Source organism: Brachybacterium sp. GCM10030268 (assembly GCF_042666305.1).
Taxonomy (GTDB): Bacteria; Actinomycetota; Actinomycetes; order Actinomycetales; family Dermabacteraceae; genus Brachybacterium.
The window spans coordinates 418,869-434,607 of the sequence record NZ_JBHTCW010000002.1 but is presented as its reverse complement, the minus strand read 5'-3'; the positions used below and the strand labels follow the sequence as shown (position 1 = coordinate 434,607).

Annotated in this window: 13 protein-coding genes; 11 read left to right on the top strand and 2 right to left on the bottom strand. The window is 71.4% G+C overall.

Annotated features, from left to right (window positions below):
- The first annotated feature begins 125 nt into the window (after positions 1-125).
- From ACFQRD_RS04975 to ACFQRD_RS04940, 8 genes are all read left to right on the top strand, one after another.
- Positions 126-1,157, top strand: a complete 1,032-nt coding sequence (locus ACFQRD_RS04975; RefSeq protein ID WP_377016771.1) for a 3-oxoacyl-ACP synthase III — start codon at positions 126-128, stop codon at positions 1,155-1,157.
- Positions 1,154-3,856: an alpha/beta fold hydrolase gene (locus tag ACFQRD_RS04970; protein ID WP_377016773.1), complete on the top strand. Its 2,703-nt coding sequence runs from the start codon at positions 1,154-1,156 to the stop codon at positions 3,854-3,856. The genes ACFQRD_RS04975 and ACFQRD_RS04970 overlap by 4 nt, the downstream gene beginning before the upstream one ends.
- Positions 3,853-4,848: an NAD-dependent epimerase/dehydratase family protein gene (locus ACFQRD_RS04965; RefSeq protein WP_377016775.1), complete on the top strand. Its 996-nt coding sequence runs from the start codon at positions 3,853-3,855 to the stop codon at positions 4,846-4,848. Before ACFQRD_RS04970 ends, ACFQRD_RS04965 begins: the two co-directional genes overlap by 4 nt.
- Before the next feature lie 35 nt (positions 4,849-4,883).
- Positions 4,884-5,594, top strand: coding sequence for a vitamin K epoxide reductase family protein (locus tag ACFQRD_RS04960; RefSeq protein ID WP_377803547.1), 711 nt, complete (start codon positions 4,884-4,886; stop codon positions 5,592-5,594).
- 81 nt (positions 5,595-5,675) lie between these two features.
- Positions 5,676-6,626, top strand: a complete 951-nt coding sequence (locus ACFQRD_RS04955) for a helix-hairpin-helix domain-containing protein (RefSeq protein ID WP_377016779.1) — start codon at positions 5,676-5,678, stop codon at positions 6,624-6,626.
- 30 nt (positions 6,627-6,656) lie between these two features.
- Positions 6,657-9,017, top strand: a complete 2,361-nt coding sequence (locus tag ACFQRD_RS04950) for a ComEC/Rec2 family competence protein (RefSeq protein ID WP_377803546.1) — start codon at positions 6,657-6,659, stop codon at positions 9,015-9,017.
- A gap of 34 nt (positions 9,018-9,051) precedes the next feature.
- The gene (holA, locus tag ACFQRD_RS04945) at positions 9,052-10,038 is read left to right on the top strand and encodes a DNA polymerase III subunit delta (RefSeq protein ID WP_377016783.1); all 987 of its coding nucleotides are present in this window, start codon (positions 9,052-9,054) and stop codon (positions 10,036-10,038) included.
- Positions 10,019-10,816 carry a GNAT family N-acetyltransferase gene (locus ACFQRD_RS04940; protein WP_377016785.1) on the top strand — a complete coding sequence of 266 codons (798 nt, stop codon included), beginning with the start codon at positions 10,019-10,021 and terminating at the stop codon, positions 10,814-10,816. The genes holA and ACFQRD_RS04940 overlap by 20 nt, the downstream gene beginning before the upstream one ends.
- Positions 10,817-10,904: 88 nt before the next feature.
- Here ACFQRD_RS04940 and rpsT read toward each other — a convergent pair whose 3' ends face one another.
- Together rpsT and ACFQRD_RS04930 are read right to left on the bottom strand one after the other, a co-directional pair.
- A complete protein-coding gene (rpsT, locus tag ACFQRD_RS04935; RefSeq protein ID WP_377016787.1) occupies positions 10,905-11,171 on the bottom strand; it encodes a 30S ribosomal protein S20 in 267 nt (88 codons plus the stop codon).
- Positions 11,172-11,549: 378 nt separating this feature from the next.
- Positions 11,550-12,203, bottom strand: a complete 654-nt coding sequence (locus ACFQRD_RS04930; RefSeq protein WP_377016789.1) for a type II toxin-antitoxin system PemK/MazF family toxin — start codon at positions 12,201-12,203, stop codon at positions 11,550-11,552.
- A 63-nt stretch (positions 12,204-12,266) separates the two neighbouring features.
- Here ACFQRD_RS04930 and ACFQRD_RS04925 point away from each other — a divergent pair, with 63 nt between their 5' ends.
- The 3 genes from ACFQRD_RS04925 to ACFQRD_RS04915 are packed head-to-tail and all read left to right on the top strand — an operon-like array spanning position 12,267 to position 15,691.
- Complete coding sequence (locus tag ACFQRD_RS04925; RefSeq protein WP_377803545.1) at positions 12,267-14,135, top strand: circularly permuted type 2 ATP-grasp protein; 1,869 nt, start codon at positions 12,267-12,269, stop codon at positions 14,133-14,135.
- A complete protein-coding gene (locus tag ACFQRD_RS04920) occupies positions 14,116-15,030 on the top strand; it encodes an alpha-E domain-containing protein (protein ID WP_377016793.1) in 915 nt (304 codons plus the stop codon). Before ACFQRD_RS04925 ends, ACFQRD_RS04920 begins: the two co-directional genes overlap by 20 nt.
- A 10-nt stretch (positions 15,031-15,040) precedes the next feature.
- On the top strand, positions 15,041-15,691 hold the full coding sequence (locus ACFQRD_RS04915; RefSeq protein ID WP_377016795.1) for a M23 family metallopeptidase: 651 nt from the start codon (positions 15,041-15,043) through the stop codon (positions 15,689-15,691).
- Positions 15,692-15,739: the final 48 nt, after the last annotated feature.

The window sequence follows — 15,739 nt, the reverse complement described above, 5'->3', positions numbered from 1 at the left end:
AATGTGCGGTGCATGAGCCCGACCCTGTCGCGGCCGAGCGCCCCGGCGCCGGCCCGTCGGTGCCGGCGTCCGTCCCGCGGCCATGCCACATGATTTGCACGAGACGAACGAGGTAGCGCACGCAGATGGGGAACGGCAACACAGGCTTCGTCCACAGGAACGCGACCCTGCTCTCGGTCGAGATGTCCCTTCCGCAGGTCACCGTCACCTCGGATGAGATCGACGAGATGCTGGCCCCGGCCCGCAAACGACTGCGGCTGCCCAAGGGGGTCCTCCAGCGCGTGGCCGGCGTCTACGAGCGCCGGTGGTGGCGCGATCCCCGCGACGGCTGGAAGCAGGGCGTGGTGCTCGCCGCCGAGCGTGCCATGGCCAAGGCCGGCATCATGCGCGACCAGGTCGGGCTGATGATCAACGCCTCCGTGTCCCGCCAGCACCTGGAACCGGCGGTCTCCACCGGCATCCACCACTCGCTCGGGATGCCGCCGAGCTGCATGAACTTCGACATCACCAATGCGTGCCTGGGGTTCGTCAATGCCATGTCCATGGCGGCGGGGCTGATCGACGCCGGTCAGATCAAGTACGCCCTCATCGTCGGCGCGGAGGATGTCGAGGAGGTCCAGCGCGGCACCATCGACCGCCTGAACTCCAAGACCTCCACCCGGGAGGACTTCAACAACCAGTTCGCGTCCCTGACCCTGGGCTCCGGAGCTGCCGCCGCCGTGATCGGGCCGGCGGACGAGCATCCCGAGGGCCACCCGCTCAAGCTCACCCAGGCCCGCGCCGGCACGGAGCACCACGAGCTGTGCGTGGCGGACATGCAGGACATGCGCACGGACTCCGCCGGCCTGCTGGAGAACGGGATCAGCCTGATCCTGGACACCTGGAAGGGTGCCAACGAGGCCGGCCTGGACTTCAAGAGCATCGAGCACGTGATCCCCCATCAGGTCTCGATGGTCTACACCCGCAACTTCTCCAAGATCACCGGCGTAGGGATGGAACGAATCCCTGTCAGCTTCCCGGACTGGGGCAATATCGCCGCGGAGGCCGTCCCGATGACCCTGGCCGACCATCAGGACAAGATCTCCCGGGGTGAGCGCGTCCTGCTGATGGGCGTCGGCTCCGGCCTGAACACCGCGATGCTGGAGGTGCAGTGGTGAACGCCGCCGCCACGGGTCGTCGCCGGGCCGCGCTCCCCGAAATCCCGCTCGAGCAGAGCTTGCCGGGTGTCGACCCGCGCATCAGCCGCACCCTGGAGGTGCGGGATCACACGGGCGAGCCGCGCCGCTGGCACCTGCTGGACTCCGGCCCGCTGCTGGCCGAGCGCGGCATCGCCCCGCAGGGCACGATCCTCGCCGTCCACGGCAACCCGACCTACTCCTTCCTCTTCCGCTCCCTGGTGCGCGAGGACATCCCGTGGCGCGTCATCGCGGTCGACCAGCTCGAGATGGGCTGGTCCGAGCGCACGGGCATCACCCGCCGCCTGCAGGACCGCATCACCGACCTCTCGCTGCTGACCGACGCGCTCTCGGTCCGCGGGCCGGTGGTCACCGTCGGGCATGACTGGGGCGGCATCGTCTCGGTCGGCTGGGCCCTGGACAACCGCCACGACCTCGCCGGGATGGTGCTGACCAACACCGGGATCCACCAGGAGCTGGGGGAGTCGCTGCCCAAGGCGCTCCAACTGGCGACCGCGCCGGCGTTCCTGCCCGCGTCCACCTCACTGACCGATGCCTTCCTGCGCACCACGCTGTCGCTGTCCAAGCCGCCGCTGCCGCAGGACGTCCAGGACGCCTACCTCGCGCCGTACCGCTCCCGCGCCCGCCGCAAGGGCATCGAGGACTTCGTCGCCGACATCCCGGCCGACGCGCACCACCCGTCCCGGCCGGCCCTCGAGCGGCTCGCCGAGGGGATCCGTCACCTGGAGGTGCCGACCCTGTTCGCCTGGGGCGTCCGGGACATCACCTTCTCCGACCGCTACCTGCGCGACCTCCTCGAGCGGGTTCCTCACGCCGACGTGCACCGCTTCGAGAACGCCTCCCACCTGGTGTGGGAGGACGCCGACGTCGCCGGGACCGTCGCCGACTGGCTCCGCGACCGGGTCGGATCGGGGGCCGGGATCGGGGCCGACGCCCACCCGGTCACGTGGCGGCCCGTCTCCTCCTTCGCGGAGCCCGCGCCGCAGCGGCACATCGGCGAGCCGATCGCCCGCCTGGCCGCCGACCGCACCCACGCCCACCTGCCCGCAGTCGTCGAGATGCCCGGCAAGGGCAGCCCCGGCCGCGAGATCTCCTGGTCGCTGCTGAATCGGCGCATCGACGACATCGCCGCCGGCATGCTGGGCCATGGGATCCGCCCCGGGGACCGCGTCAGCATCCTGATCACCCCGGGCGCCGATCTCACCGCCGTGCTCTACGCCTGCCTGCGCATCGGGGCCGTCGCGGTGATCGCCGACGCCGGGCTCGGCACGGCGGGCCTGACCCGCGCGGTCATCGGCTCCCACCCGGACTGGCTGATCGGCATCAACAAGGCGCTCGTCGGCGCCCGTGCGATGGGCTGGCCGGGCCGGCGCATCAGCGTCGACCAGCTGCCCACGCTGGATCGGGCGGCGCTCGGCGTGGAGACCTCCATCGCCCAGCTGGCCACCTCCGGCTCCATGATGCGCGAGCTCGGAGCTCCCCTGGATGCCGCCTGGCCCGACCAGGACGCCGACGCCGCGATCCTGTTCACCTCCGGCTCGACCGGGCCGGCCAAGGGCGCCGTCTACACCCACCGCCAGCTCAGTGCGATGTTCACGGCGGTCGGCGACACCCTCCAGCTCGACCCCGAGCGGGGCCTGGTCGCCGGCTTCGCCCCCTTCGCGCTGCTGGGACCGGCCCTCGGCGCACCCTCGGTGGTGCCCGACATGGACATCACCCGCCCCGGCGAGCTGACCGCACCCGCCCTCGCCGACGCGATCGCCGCCCTCGGCCGGCCCGCCGTGTTCACAGCACCAGCGGCACTGCGCAACATCCTGGAGACCGCTTCCAACCTCGACGAGCGCGGGCGGGCGGCCTTCGCCGGTGCGGCGAGCTTCTTCTCCGCCGGCGCCCCGATCCCGGCCCACCTGCTGCGCGAGCTGCGCGCACTGATGCCGCGGGCGAAGGCCCTGACCCCGTACGGCATGACGGAATGCCTGGCGGTGGCCGCCATCGACCTCGAGGGCATCGACCGGGCCGGCGAAGGATCCGGCGTCTGCGTCGGCACCCCGGTCCCGCGGGCCGAGATCGCCATCGCCGTCATGGACGCCGAAGGCCGCACCTCCGGCGAGATCACGCAGGAGCCCGGCGCGACCGGTGAGATCCTCGTGCGCGCCCCGCACGTGCGCGACCGGTACCTCATGCTCTGGCGCACCACCCGCACCTCGATGCGCTTCGAGGGGTGGCACGCCACGGGCGACGTCGGCCACCTCGACGAGGCCGGTCGCCTCTGGGTCGAAGGTCGTGCCGACCACGTCCTCGCCACGGCCGAGGGACTGTTCACGCCGGTCCAGGTCGAGGAGGCCGCCGAGAGCGTGCCGACGGTGCGCCGCGCGGGCGCCGCCGCCATCGGACCCCGCGGGACCCAGCAGATCGTCGTCGTCCTCGAGACCGAGCAGGGCTACCGCCCCGGGAAGCCTGCCCGGCCGCGTCCCGCGGAGACCTCCCTCCAGGAAGCCGTGCGCCGCGCCGTCCGCGAGCGCACCGGAGCGGACGTCACGGCGGTGTTCACCACACGCACTCTGCCCACCGACATCCGCCACAACTCCAAGATCGACCGGGCGGCCCTGGCGCGATGGTCCGGTCAGACCCTCCGGGGAGAGAGGCCCGACCCGCTGTGAGCACCTCGACGATCCTGGTCACCGGCGCCTCCGGCATGCTCGGCGGAGCCGTGGCCGCCACGCTGCGCGACCGGGGCGCACGGGTCCGCGCCTTCCAGCGACGGCCCGCCGGCATCCCGGGGGTCGAGGACGTCACCGGCTCACTGACCGACGCCGAGGACGTGCGCCGCGCGGTGGATGGCGCCGACGCGGTCATCCATCTCGCCGCGAAGGTCTCGATCTCCGGTCCCGAGCACGAGTACCGTGCCATCAACATCGGCGGCACCGAGAACATCCTCGCCGCGATGCGGTCCGGCGGCGGCGGAAAGCTTGTGAACGTCTCCTCCCCGTCGGTCGCCCATCTGGGCCGCGCCATCGAGGGCCTGGACGCCACCCCCGCCGACCCCGGCCGCGCGCGCGGTCCCTACTCCCGCACCAAGGCCGCCGCCGAACTGCTGGCGATGGACGCCGACGGCCGCGACGGCATGCTCGTGACCTCCGTGCGCCCCCACATCGTGTGGGGACCCGGGGACACGCAGCTGGTGGGGCGCATCGTCGACCGCGCCCGGCGGGGACGGCTGCCGCTGCTGGACCAGGGAATGGCGCTCATCGACACCACGTACGTCACCAATGCGGCCGACGCGATCGTCGCCGCCCACGACCGCATCGAGGACGTCCATGGTGAGAGCTTCGTGATCACCAACGGTGAACCCCGCACGGTGCGCGACGTCTTCGCCGGCTGGTGCGATGCGGCCGGCGTCCCCCGCCCCAGGATCACGATTCCCGGCAGCGTGGGCCGCCTCGCCGGCCGAGTCGTCGAACGGGTCTGGGAGATCCGTCCCGGCCACGACGAACCGCCGATGACGGAGTTCCTCGCCGAGCAGATGTCGACGGCGCACTGGTTCGACCAGCGCCGCACCCGCACGCGGCTGCAGTGGAGACCTCGCGTCAGCATGGACGAGGGCAACGCACACCTCGCCGCCTGGTTCGCCGAGCATCCGGTGACGGCCTGATGCCCGGGACTCGATCGCACGGAGGAAGCGCCGACATGAGTGAGAACGACTCCGCCGCACGATCTGCAGGCCCCGACCGGACCGCCGGCGCCGAGGCGAGCGATGAGGAGCTGCTGGCCGAGATCGACGCGGAGCTGGCGGCCGAGCGCACCGCCAGGTCCCGCGCGGGTTCCCGGCTGACCGGTGCTGTACTGCTGCTCGGCGGCCTCATCGGCTGGATCGCCGCGCTGATGCTCACCATCGACAAGGAATACCTGCTCGCGAACCCAGGCGCCTCGTTGGCCTGCGACATCAACCCGTTCATCTCCTGCGGCAATGTGATGATGACCTGGCAGGCCTCAGCACTGGGCATCCCCAACCAGGCGATCGGGCTGGCCGGCTTCGCCATCATGGGCGTTGTCGGATCGCTCATGCTCAGCGGCGGCGCCCTGCCCGCGTGGTTCCGCTGGGCTCGCCTGGGAGGCATGACGTTCGCCTTCGGCTACATCCACTTCCTGGCGATCTCGACGATCTTCGTCATCAAGGCGCTGTGCCCGTGGTGCATGGTCATCTGGACCGTCACCGCGCCCATGTTCTTCTCCACTCTCGCGCACACCGTCGAGAGCGGTCAGCTGCGAGTGCCCGGACCCCTGGCGGGCGTGCTGCGCCGCTGGGTGGTGCTGACCATCGCCTGGTACGTGCTGGTCATCCTCGTGATCCTGGCAGCGTTCCACCGTCAGTGGCTGATGATGCTCGGCCTGGGCTGAGGTTCCTCCCCAGAGCATCTGCGTCCCCAATTCAGCACCCTGCGCTGACCGGGGCTCTCCCGCCTCCCTAGGGTCGCGGCCATGGGAGCACACGGACGATCCGGGACGACGGGGCGCGGCCGCGCGGGAAGGCACCGGCGCAGCGGTCAGGCGCTCATCGAACGCCGGGATCACCGCGACGCGCGTCCCGAGCGCCGCTTCTCCCTGCCGTCCCCGGCGCCGTCGGCCCTCGTCGGCATCGCCGTGCTGGTCCTGATCGGGATCGGCGTCATCCACCTCTCCAGCGCCGGCTCCGCCGTGCCGCTGGAGGAGGAGAAGCCGGCGGCCGCCGGTGATCCGAGTCCGGGTGGGGAGGGCAACGGACTCGACGGAGGGGATGACGAGCCCGCCTCCGATGCCGACGGCGGGAGTGAGGGGCCGGGAGAGCCCCCGAGCGGTCCGTCGGACTCCTCCGATGCCGGGGACGCCGGGAACGCTGGCGGCTCGGAGACGACAGAACCCGGGGACCGCAGCACCGGGGCTGACGGCGACCGGAGCAGCGAGGGCACCGACCCGTCCGGCGGCCTGGTCGTCCACGTCGCCGGCGCGGTCGAATCTCCCGGTGTGGTGACCCTCCCGGAGGGCTCGCGGGTCGACGATGCACTCCAGGCCGCCGGAGGAGCGACCTCGGAGGCCGACCTCTCCGCCGTGAACCTCGCCCGCCCGGTCGCCGACGGCGAACAGATCCATGTCCCACGGCCTGGAGAAGATCCCCCTTCCGTACCCGCTCCCTCGGCCGCCGGCTCCGGTTCCGCAGACACCGAGGGATCCGGCGGAAGCGGCTCCGGGTCGGGTTCCACCGCGCCCGTGGATCTGAACACGGCCGACGCCGCTGAACTCGAGCAGCTGCCCGGAGTCGGCCCGGCGATCAGTCAGCGGATCATCGAGCACCGCGACAAGAACGGGCCCTTCGAGTCCGTCGACGAGCTGCTCGAGGTCTCCGGGATCGGGCCCGCCACCCTGGAGAAGATCCGTGAGCACGCGAGCGTATGACCACCTCGGCGCCGACCCGACCGGCACCCCGTGAAGCACGCCGACCTGCGACTGATACCCGCCGCCGCCTGCATCTGGATCCTCGCGGTGCTGGGCGTGATGGTCAGTACCGCGGCAGCTGTCGCCGCGTGCGCGGTGATCGTCGCGCTCGCGCTGAGCGCGATCATGCTCGCCGGCGGCTCCCGTGCCGTCCACGTCCTCTTCGCCCACCTCGGCATTCTCGTCCTGGCCGGGGCACTGCTGTTCCCTGCGCTGCAGCGCCATGGGCAGACGGACCACCTGCTGGCGGAGGCCGCAGAGGACGCTCTGGTGGTGGAGCTGAACGTCGTGGCCGGGGCCGATCCCGCCCCACCGGCTTCCGGCCCCGCCTGGTCACGCAGCGGGATACAGGTGATGACCCGCACCGTCCGGGGCCCCGCGACTCTGGGCCGGCACGACGTCCAGCTGCCCGCGTCCCTCCCCGTACTGCTCCGCGCCGCACCCCGCGCCGCAGACGGACTCTCCCAGGCGCGCGACGGCGACACGATCCGGGTCCGCGGTGTGCTGAGCGGCAGCGGGAACCTGACCGTCCTCACCGCGAGCGAAGCCGTTCCGGTGGCCACCGCCGGAGTCTCCGGGGCCATGCAGGCCGCTCGCCAGCAGCTGCGCCACCAGGCCCGAGCGGCCACCTCTCACCTCCCGGCCGACGAGGCCGCGCTGGTGCGCGGCATGACCAGTGGGGACACCACCGGGATGGGGGAGGCGACCGAGGAGACCATGCGGCGGGCCGGGATCTCGCATCTGGTCGCCGTCTCCGGTGCCAACATCGCCCTCGTACTCGCCGCTGTCCTGGGGGTGCTGCTGCTGTGCGGAGTGAGACGCCGACCGCGTCTGCTGGTCGCCGGCGCCGTCCTGGCCGGATACGTCTGGCTGGTGGGCGACGAACCCAGCGTGCAGCGGGCCGCGACCATGGCGACCCCGCTGCTGGTGGCTCGTTTCGCCGGGGTCCGCGCCTCAGCGGTGGCGTCCCTGGCACTGACCGTGGCCCTGTGGTCGGTGCTCGATCCGGTCACCGCCGCGTCCGTGGGGTTCCTGCTCTCGGCGCTGGCCACCGCAGCGATACTGGTGGCCGCCCCGCCGCTGGCCACGGTGATCACCGATGCCAGCGGCGGCCGCCTCGGCCGTCCCCTCACGCTGGTGGTCGCCGTCCCGCTGGTGGCGCAGCTGATCTGCACACCCCTGCTGGTGCTGCTGACCCCGGAGATCTCACTGTGGGCGGTCCCGGTGAACATCCTCGTGGGTCCGCTCGTCGCCCCCACCACCGTGCTCGGACTGATGGCGCTCGTGATCGGCACGATCTGGCCCGCCGCGGCCGTCGCGCTGAACACGGCGGCGGCAGGCGGCGCCCACCTGGTGCTGCTGATCGCCCGGGCAGCCGATTCCCTGCCCGGGTCACGGATCGCCGTGCCCGAGGGAGCGACGGGGGCTGTGCTCGCTCTCGCGGTGGTGGCCGGGGTGGCGGCGGCGATAGCCGCTCGGCGCTCGCCCGCGGTGCGATGGATCTCGGCCGCGCTGCTCGTCGTCGCCCTCGCCCCGAGCATCGGGCGCATCGCGCCGATCGGATCGTCGCCGCCCTGGCTCGTCGCCGTATGCGCCGTCGGCCAGGGGGACGCCGTCCTGCTGCGCTCGCACACGCCGTCCGGGACCGCCACCGTGCTCATCGACACCGGCCCCGAGCCCGCCCCGCTGCGCCGCTGCCTGGACCGGCTGGAGATCACCCGCATCGATCTGCTCGTCCTGACCCACCCCCATGCGGATCACACGGGGGGCCTCGGCGCCCTCACCGGTGCCCGGGCGCCGGCCGGGCAATGGATATGTCCCATCCCGGAGGCGACCGACGACGTGGTTCCCGATGTGCCCACCGGCGTGGCCACCACCGGGGACACGTGGCAGCAGCACGGGCTCGTCCTCGAGGTGCTGTGGCCCGTCTCCGCCGACGGTGCGATCTCCGCCTCCGCCCGCGAGTCCGGGGCGGGCGAGGGAGACAACGCCAACGACTGCTCGATCGCCCTCTCGGCCACCTGGGCCGGCGGCACCCGCCTGGTGTCCCTCGGCGACCTCGAGCCGGCCGCCCAGCAGGAGCTCGCCGGCCTGGACCCGGGCCCGGCGGACATCGTGAAGGTCGCCCACCACGGCTCGCGCCGTCAGTCCCCGCAGCTGTACGAGCATCTCGACGCGGATCTCGCCCTGATCACCGTGGGTGCCGAGAACACCTTCGGCCACCCCACCCCGACCCTGCTGGATCTGCTGGCGGCCTCCGACACCCGCGTGGTCCGCACGGACGAGGACGGCACCGTCATCCTGCCCACCGAGGACCCGGCCGCGCCGCGGTCCGTCGGCCCGGCCCGTTAGGATCGACCAGGTCCCCGAGCAGTGAGGAGCTCCCGTGAGCGATGTCGAGTGGCACAGTGTCGCCCTCGCACCGGTGGTGCTCGTCCACGGCACCGAGACCCTGATCGCGGACCGCGCCGTGCAGCGCCTGCGCGGCCTGGCCAAGGAGGCCGATCCCTCGGTCGCGGTCCACGACCTCTCCGGAGAGGCCGCCACCGCCGGGGCCCTCACCCAGGTTGCCAGCCCGTCGCTGTTCGGCGAGCCGCGGCTGGTGCTCGTGCCCGATGTGCAGGCGGCCCCTGACGCGCTGGTGGCCGAGATCCTGGACTACGTCAAGAGCCCCGAGCCCGACGTGAACGTGGTGCTGGTCCACCGCGGGGGCAACCGCGGCAAGAAGCTGCTGGACGCTCTCAAGAAGTCGGGGGTGCCCCGGGTCGATGCGAGCCCGGTCAAGCGCTACGGCGACAAACAGGCCTTCGTCGCGGCCGAGTTCGCACGCGCCGAGCGGCGCATCCAGTCCGACGCGATCGGTGCCCTGGTCGACGCCTTCGGCACGGACCTCGCCGAACTCGCCGCGATCAGCCGCCAGCTCGTCGAGGACACCACTCCGGAGGAGGGCGCTCCGGCTCCCGCAGTGAGCGTCCAGGACGTGCACGCGCTGACCGCCGGCAGGGTCGAATCCACCGCGTTCGCCGTCGCGGACGCCGCCATCTCCGGGCGGGAGCAGGAGGCCCTGCAGCTGCTGCAGCAGGCACAGCTCGCCGGCGCCGATCCCGTTCCGATCGTCGCCGCGATCGCCTCGAAGATGCGCTCGCTGGCAAAGGTGACCGCCCCCGGTGCCAACGCCCGCACCCTCGGTATGCCGGATTGGATGCTGCGCAACCTCACCCGTGAGGCACGCTCATGGACGAATCGCTCACTGGCGCGTGCCCTCGAGGCCGTCGCTCGCGCGGATCACGAGGTCAAGGGCGCAGGCCGCGACCCGCGGTGGTCGGTCCAGCGCATGGTGATGGAGATCTGCCGTGCCCGCCGCGCCCGCTGAGCGGACCCATCAGGCGCAGGCAGCGCAGTCTCACCCGTCCGCACCGGTCTCTGCGGGCACCCCGCCGCTCGTTGCGGGCGGCGACTCGCCGCTGCACGGTCTCGAGGACGCGGCCTGGCCGCTGACCGCCGGTGCGCTGCGCATCCGGCCGGCGAGGCTCGAGGACACCGAAGTACTGCATGAGTACTGGCGACTCCCAGTCACCCAGGAGTACACCGACCGCTCCATGGCGACATGGGCCGAGACCCGCGCAGATCTCGCCTCCCGACTGGCGCGGGAGGACGTTCTACTGTGCGTCATCGAGCGCGAGGGCAAGGGCGTCGGTGACATCGGCGGGCGGATCCGACGCCCTCATGCGCTGGGCCGGGAGGCGCCCGTATGGGACATGGAGCTCGGGTACGCCGTCCATCCCGACCACCATGGTGAGGGGATCGCGGCGACTGCCGTCGGCGAGTTCACCCGGTTTCTCCACGAGGACCTGGGCATCCGGCGCATCATCGCGATGGTCTTCGCGGAGAACACCGCGAGCCTCCGGGTGCTGCGCAAGAACGGGTACCGGCTGGAGGGCACCCAGCGGGAAGCGGTGCTCGGCCGTCGGGGCCGGTGGCTGGACGATTGCACACTGGTCCACCGGTACGCGGACGGATCCTCAGTGGACCCGAATCTGACGGCTCTACTCGAGGCGGGCGCCGATCCAGACTCCGTCGAGCAGCCGGCCGGCGGCTTGTCACCAGAGCGTCAGTTGTCGGCAGGCACTTCCTGGACGACGAGGTCGTAGACAAAGACCCATCGACAAAGACCCATCGACACAGAAGAGCCCCACATGCCAGGCATGTGGGGCTCTTCGATCAGCTGATCGCGGGGCGTCAGCTCTGGACGTCGGCGACCAGCTTGGCGAGACCGGACTTGCGGTTCGCGGCCTGGTTGCGGTGGATGACGCCCTTGGAAACGGCCTTGTCGAGCTTGCGGGAGGCCGTCTTGAGGGCCTCGCCGGCGGCATCCGCGTCACCGGTGGAGACGGCGTTCTTCACCTTGCGGGTGTACGTCTTCAGCTCGGACTTCACGGCCCGATTGCGCAGACGCGCCTTCTCGTTGGTCTTGTTCCGCTTGATCTGGGACTTGATGTTTGCCACGAAGACTCTTCTCTTGTGCTGCTCTTGTGCTGGATCATCCGGGGCGGCCGAGGAACGGGACCGGCGGGGACGGCGGTGGGGATTCGCCTGGAGACGCCGGTACCGGGTCGCTGCCCCGGGTACTCGCCCGGGTCGCACGAACCGCCGAACTCCGACACGGAGAAGACGACGGCGTGCGCACACCGAACGGTATGTCACACATACGGGTCACGACCTTACCAGAGCCGCCCCTTTGCACGAATCGGGTGTGCGCCGTGTCTCCTGCGTGTCGCTCCAGGTCATGCCGTCGAACACGCGGTGACGGCGCTGGCACCGGTGATGCTCACCGTCCCCGGTGATGCTCACCGTCCCCGGTGATGCTCACTCCAGCCTGCGGGCTCATCCGCGCCAGCCGTGGACCTCCCGCACCACGGCGGCGACCCGTTCGAAGCGGGAGCGATCCAGGCGCCCGCCGTCGCGGCGCACGGAATCCGGGTCCAGGCGCAACAGCCGATCGGCCCGTACCTCCGAATCGCGATCCTGGCTGTCCCAGTCCCCGGAGCCGATGTCCACCCAGGTCGAGCCGTACTCGTCGGTGCTCACACCACCGGAGGCGGCGCGATCGCGAGAGGTGAGCATCAGCGCGATCAGCACCTCACCCGATCCGTCACGTCCTCCCGCGGATGCCTCTTCCCGGGCGAGGACCAGCACCGGACGATCCTTGCCCTGACTGCTGTCCTCCTCGAACGGCACCCATGCCCAGACGATCTCCCCGGGATCCGGGCGATCATCGGGGCGCGGCGCATACGAGAAGGACATCGGCTGGGAGGCGTCCCGGTCGGCGAGAGCGAGCGAGCTCTCACCGCCGGGCGCGGAGGCGGGCGAGCCGCCCGCGGACGCAGGGGCTCTCGAGGCCGACGGACCGGCGGAGCCTCCGCGGCGATCCTGGACCGCGCGCATCGCAGAACGCCCCAGGTTGCGTGCGCCGCGGCGGACGGCGGGGGAGCGGGCGGCGATGCGCAGCACCGAGGACAAGCGGGAGGCCAAAGACATGGTTCTCGATTCCCGGGCGAGGGGTGCCCGCGTCGGAAGAGGTGACGGTGTTAGATGGTAGGCATGTCGGCCACCTCTCTGTTCCAGCATGTCGAGACCAGTTCGGGCGGGGACGAGATGTTCGCGTCCGACGGCTCGGTGCGCCCTACGTACAGCGCGCTGCACTCGGCTCTGGCCGGGCTGGGCCTGGAGGAGTTCCGCGCGCGCTCGGAGTCGCTGGCCCGCAGCTACCTCGACCAGGGCATCACCTTCGACTACGCCGGGGAGGAGAGACCCTTCCCGATCGACGCGATCCCGCGGGTCATCGCCGCCGAGGAATGGGCCCGTGTCTCTCGCGGCATCGCGCAGCGCGTGCGTGCCCTCGAGCGTTTCCTGGACGACCTGTACACGGATCGACGGGCGATCAGCGACGGGGTGATCCCCGAGAAGCTGGTGTCCTCCTCGACGTACATCGCCGAGCCGATGCGGGGCTATCGCCCGCCCAACGGCGTGCGCATTCACATTTCGGGCATCGATCTGGTCCGCGACGGCGACGGAGAGTTCCGCGTGCTGGAGGACAACGTGCGCACTCCCAGCGGCGTCAGCTACGTCCTGTCCAACCGTCGGGCCATGGCCCAGACCTTCCCGGAACTCTTCGCCCACCGTCCCGTGCGCCGGGTGGGCGAGTACCCGGGCCGCCTGCTCGGCGCGCTGCAGGCGGCGGCGCCGGATACGGCGGGGGAGGAGCCCACCGTCGTCGTCCTCACCCCGGGCCGCTACAACAGCGCCTACTTCGAGCACTCGCTGCTGGCGCGCACGATGGGGGTGGACCTCGTCGAGGCCGACGATCTCGTCGAGCGCAACGACCGGGTCTACATGCGCACCACCGCCGGCCTGCGCCGGGTGGATGTGATCTACAAGCGCACGGACGACGACTTCCTGGATCCCGAGGTGTTCCGTCCCGATTCCGTGCTTGGCGTGCCGGGACTGGTCCGCTCGATCCTCGCCGGCAACGTCGTCGTCGCCAACGCGATCGGCAACGGCATCGGCGACGACAAGCTCACCTACACCTATGTTCCGGCGCTGATCCGCTACTACCTGGGCGAGGAGCCGATCATCCCCAACGTCGACACCTGGCGCCTCGAGGAGCCTGACTCCCGCGCCGAGGTTCTCGACCGTCTGGACGAACTGGTCCTCAAACCTGTCGACGGCTCGGGCGGCAAGGGCATCGTGATCGGTCCCGCCGCGTCCCGGACGGAACTGGACACCTTGCGCAAACGGCTCCAGACCGATCCGCGCGGCTGGATCGCCCAGCCCGTGGTCCAGCTGTCCACCATCCCCACGCTGGTGGACGAGGGACCCGCTTCGCGCCACGTCGACCTGCGACCCTTCGCCCTGAACAACGGCGGGGACGACGTGTGGGTCCTGCCCGGAGGACTGACCCGCGTGGCTCTTCCGCGCGGGGAGATGATCGTGAACTCCTCGCGCGGCGGCGGCTCGAAGGACACCTGGGTGCTCGCCGCCGAGCGGCCCGTGCCCTCCCCGGCCGCCCCGGAGGCCCGCGCCCTGGCGAGAGAGGAGGAGCCCATCGAGGATCCGCTGGATGAGAACTACGAGGAGTTCGACGACCCGCCCCGGGAGGAAGCCTCCGAGGAGCAGCGGCGCGAACCGGACCCCGTCACGTCGGCCATCCCCATCATCGATGCGGAGGACGCCCCGGAGTCGGAGCTCGCCGGAGCGGACGGAGTCCAGGGGCAGAGCATTGCTGCCGAGGATCTTCCGGGCATCGTCACCACCGAGCCCGCGGGAGACGGCTCGCAGCCGGCGGGCCCCGGCGAGGCGGACGGGCTGCAGCCGCCCGGTGGCAGTGATCCTGACGGGGCGAAGCCGTCCGCCGCCACCGACCAGCGCCAGAGCGAGAAGGGGGCCGACGATGCTCAGCAGGATCGCTGACTCGATGTTCTGGATCGGCCGCTACGTCGAGCGCGCCGATCAGACGGCCCGGATCCTCGACGTGAAGCTGCAGTCGATCACCGAGGACGCGACCCACGAGGCCCCCCTCGCCTGCGACCGTGTCTACGAGATCTTCGGGGTCCAGGACATCGAGCAGAGCGATCTCACGGTCCAGCGCGTGCTCGACCGTCTGGTGACCGACCGGCAGAATCCCTCGTCGGTCGCCGGGGCCCTCCAGACCGCGCGCGAGAACGCCCGGGGCGCCCGCGAAGTGCTCTCGACAGAGGTGTGGGAATCGCTGAACACGACCTCGCTGGGGATGCCCCGCGGGGTCCGGCCCTCCCGCATGCACGGCGCCTTCCAGTTCGCCAAGGACCGCTGCGCGGTGGTCAACGGCCTGGTGGATGCCTCGATGACCCGTGACGAGGCCTGGCTGTTCCTGCGCATCGGCCAGCTCCTGGAGCGCGTGGACATGTCGGCGCGCATCCTTCAAGCCCATGACCTGGAGGATTCCTCCGATGCCGCGACGGTGATGCTGCTGCGCAGCTGCAGCGCCCATGAGGCCTACATCCGCTCTTACCGCGGGCGCGTGCGAGCCTCCCATGCCATCGAGTTCCTGCTGCTGGATTCGATCTTCCCGCGCTCGGCGGCTCATTGCCTGCTGGAGGTGGACGAAGCCCTCGAGACCCTGGCCAAGCTGCACGGGAACTCCTTCGACCGCATGGGCACGTCCGAACCGGGCCGCCGCATCGTCGGCCGCGCAGCGGCGAGCCTGCGCTTCCGGTCGCTGGATGACATCGTGGCGGATTTCGAGGACGAGATGGAGCAGCTGCAGATGGTCACCGGTGCCGTCACCCGCGCGCTGGGGACGACCTACTTCCATCCGGCCAACTGAGCGAGTCGTCGTGACGCCACCGTCGGCACGGCTCGTGCTCTCCCTGCCCGTCCGAGGGCGCTGGCTCACGCAGAACAGCCCGGCGAACCGGGTGCCCAGTCACGGCACCGAGCTGTTCGCCCTCGCGCACTCGATCGACCTGGTCCCGGTCGGTGCTCGCGACCGGACCGCTCCCCTGACGGTCATGTCCTTGCTCCGGCCCCAGGCGCCGGCGGAGTTCCCCGGCTTCGGCAGGCCGGTGCTGGCACCGCTGGCAGGGACCGTCCACGCGATCCATGACGCCGCGGAGGACCATGCGGCACACCGCGGCATCCCCTCGATCGGATACGCCCTGAGCCAGGCGCGTCGAGCAGCAGAGGGATGGCCCGCACTGGCCGGGAACCACGTGATCCTGCAGGCAGAGCGTCCCGGCCCCGCGGTGTTCGTGGCGCTGTGCCATCTGCGGCGCGGCAGCGTCACCGTGCGCCCCGGGCAGACCGTGGGGGCCGGTGAACAGATCGGACGGTGCGGAAACTCCGGCAACAGCACCGAACCGCACCTGCATCTCCAGGCGATGGACGCCGCCGACCCGTCGGCCGCCGGTCCCGTTCCCTTCAGCTTCCCGCCGGCCGTCTGCCCCGCGGGGCTGCCCCGGAACGGCGAGGTCGTCGACGCCGGATGACGGGCCGCCCGGGCGCTGCCCGGGCATGTGACGTCCACCTGTGACCGG

What these genes read in the sequence shown, in the direction of transcription:
- ACFQRD_RS04975 (WP_377016771.1), top strand. Translation starts at nt 126, where the DNA reads ATGGGGAACGGCAACACAGGCTTCGTCCACAGGAACGCGACCCTGCTC.
- ACFQRD_RS04960 (WP_377803547.1), top strand. Translation starts at nt 4,884, where the DNA reads ATGAGTGAGAACGACTCCGCCGCACGATCTGCAGGCCCCGACCGGACC.
- ACFQRD_RS04955 (WP_377016779.1), top strand. Translation starts at nt 5,676, where the DNA reads ATGGGAGCACACGGACGATCCGGGACGACGGGGCGCGGCCGCGCGGGA.
- ACFQRD_RS04930 (WP_377016789.1), bottom strand. Translation starts at nt 12,203, where the DNA reads ATGTCTTTGGCCTCCCGCTTGTCCTCGGTGCTGCGCATCGCCGCCCGC.
- ACFQRD_RS04925 (WP_377803545.1), top strand. Translation starts at nt 12,267, where the DNA reads ATGTCGGCCACCTCTCTGTTCCAGCATGTCGAGACCAGTTCGGGCGGG.
- ACFQRD_RS04920 (WP_377016793.1), top strand. Translation starts at nt 14,116, where the DNA reads ATGCTCAGCAGGATCGCTGACTCGATGTTCTGGATCGGCCGCTACGTC.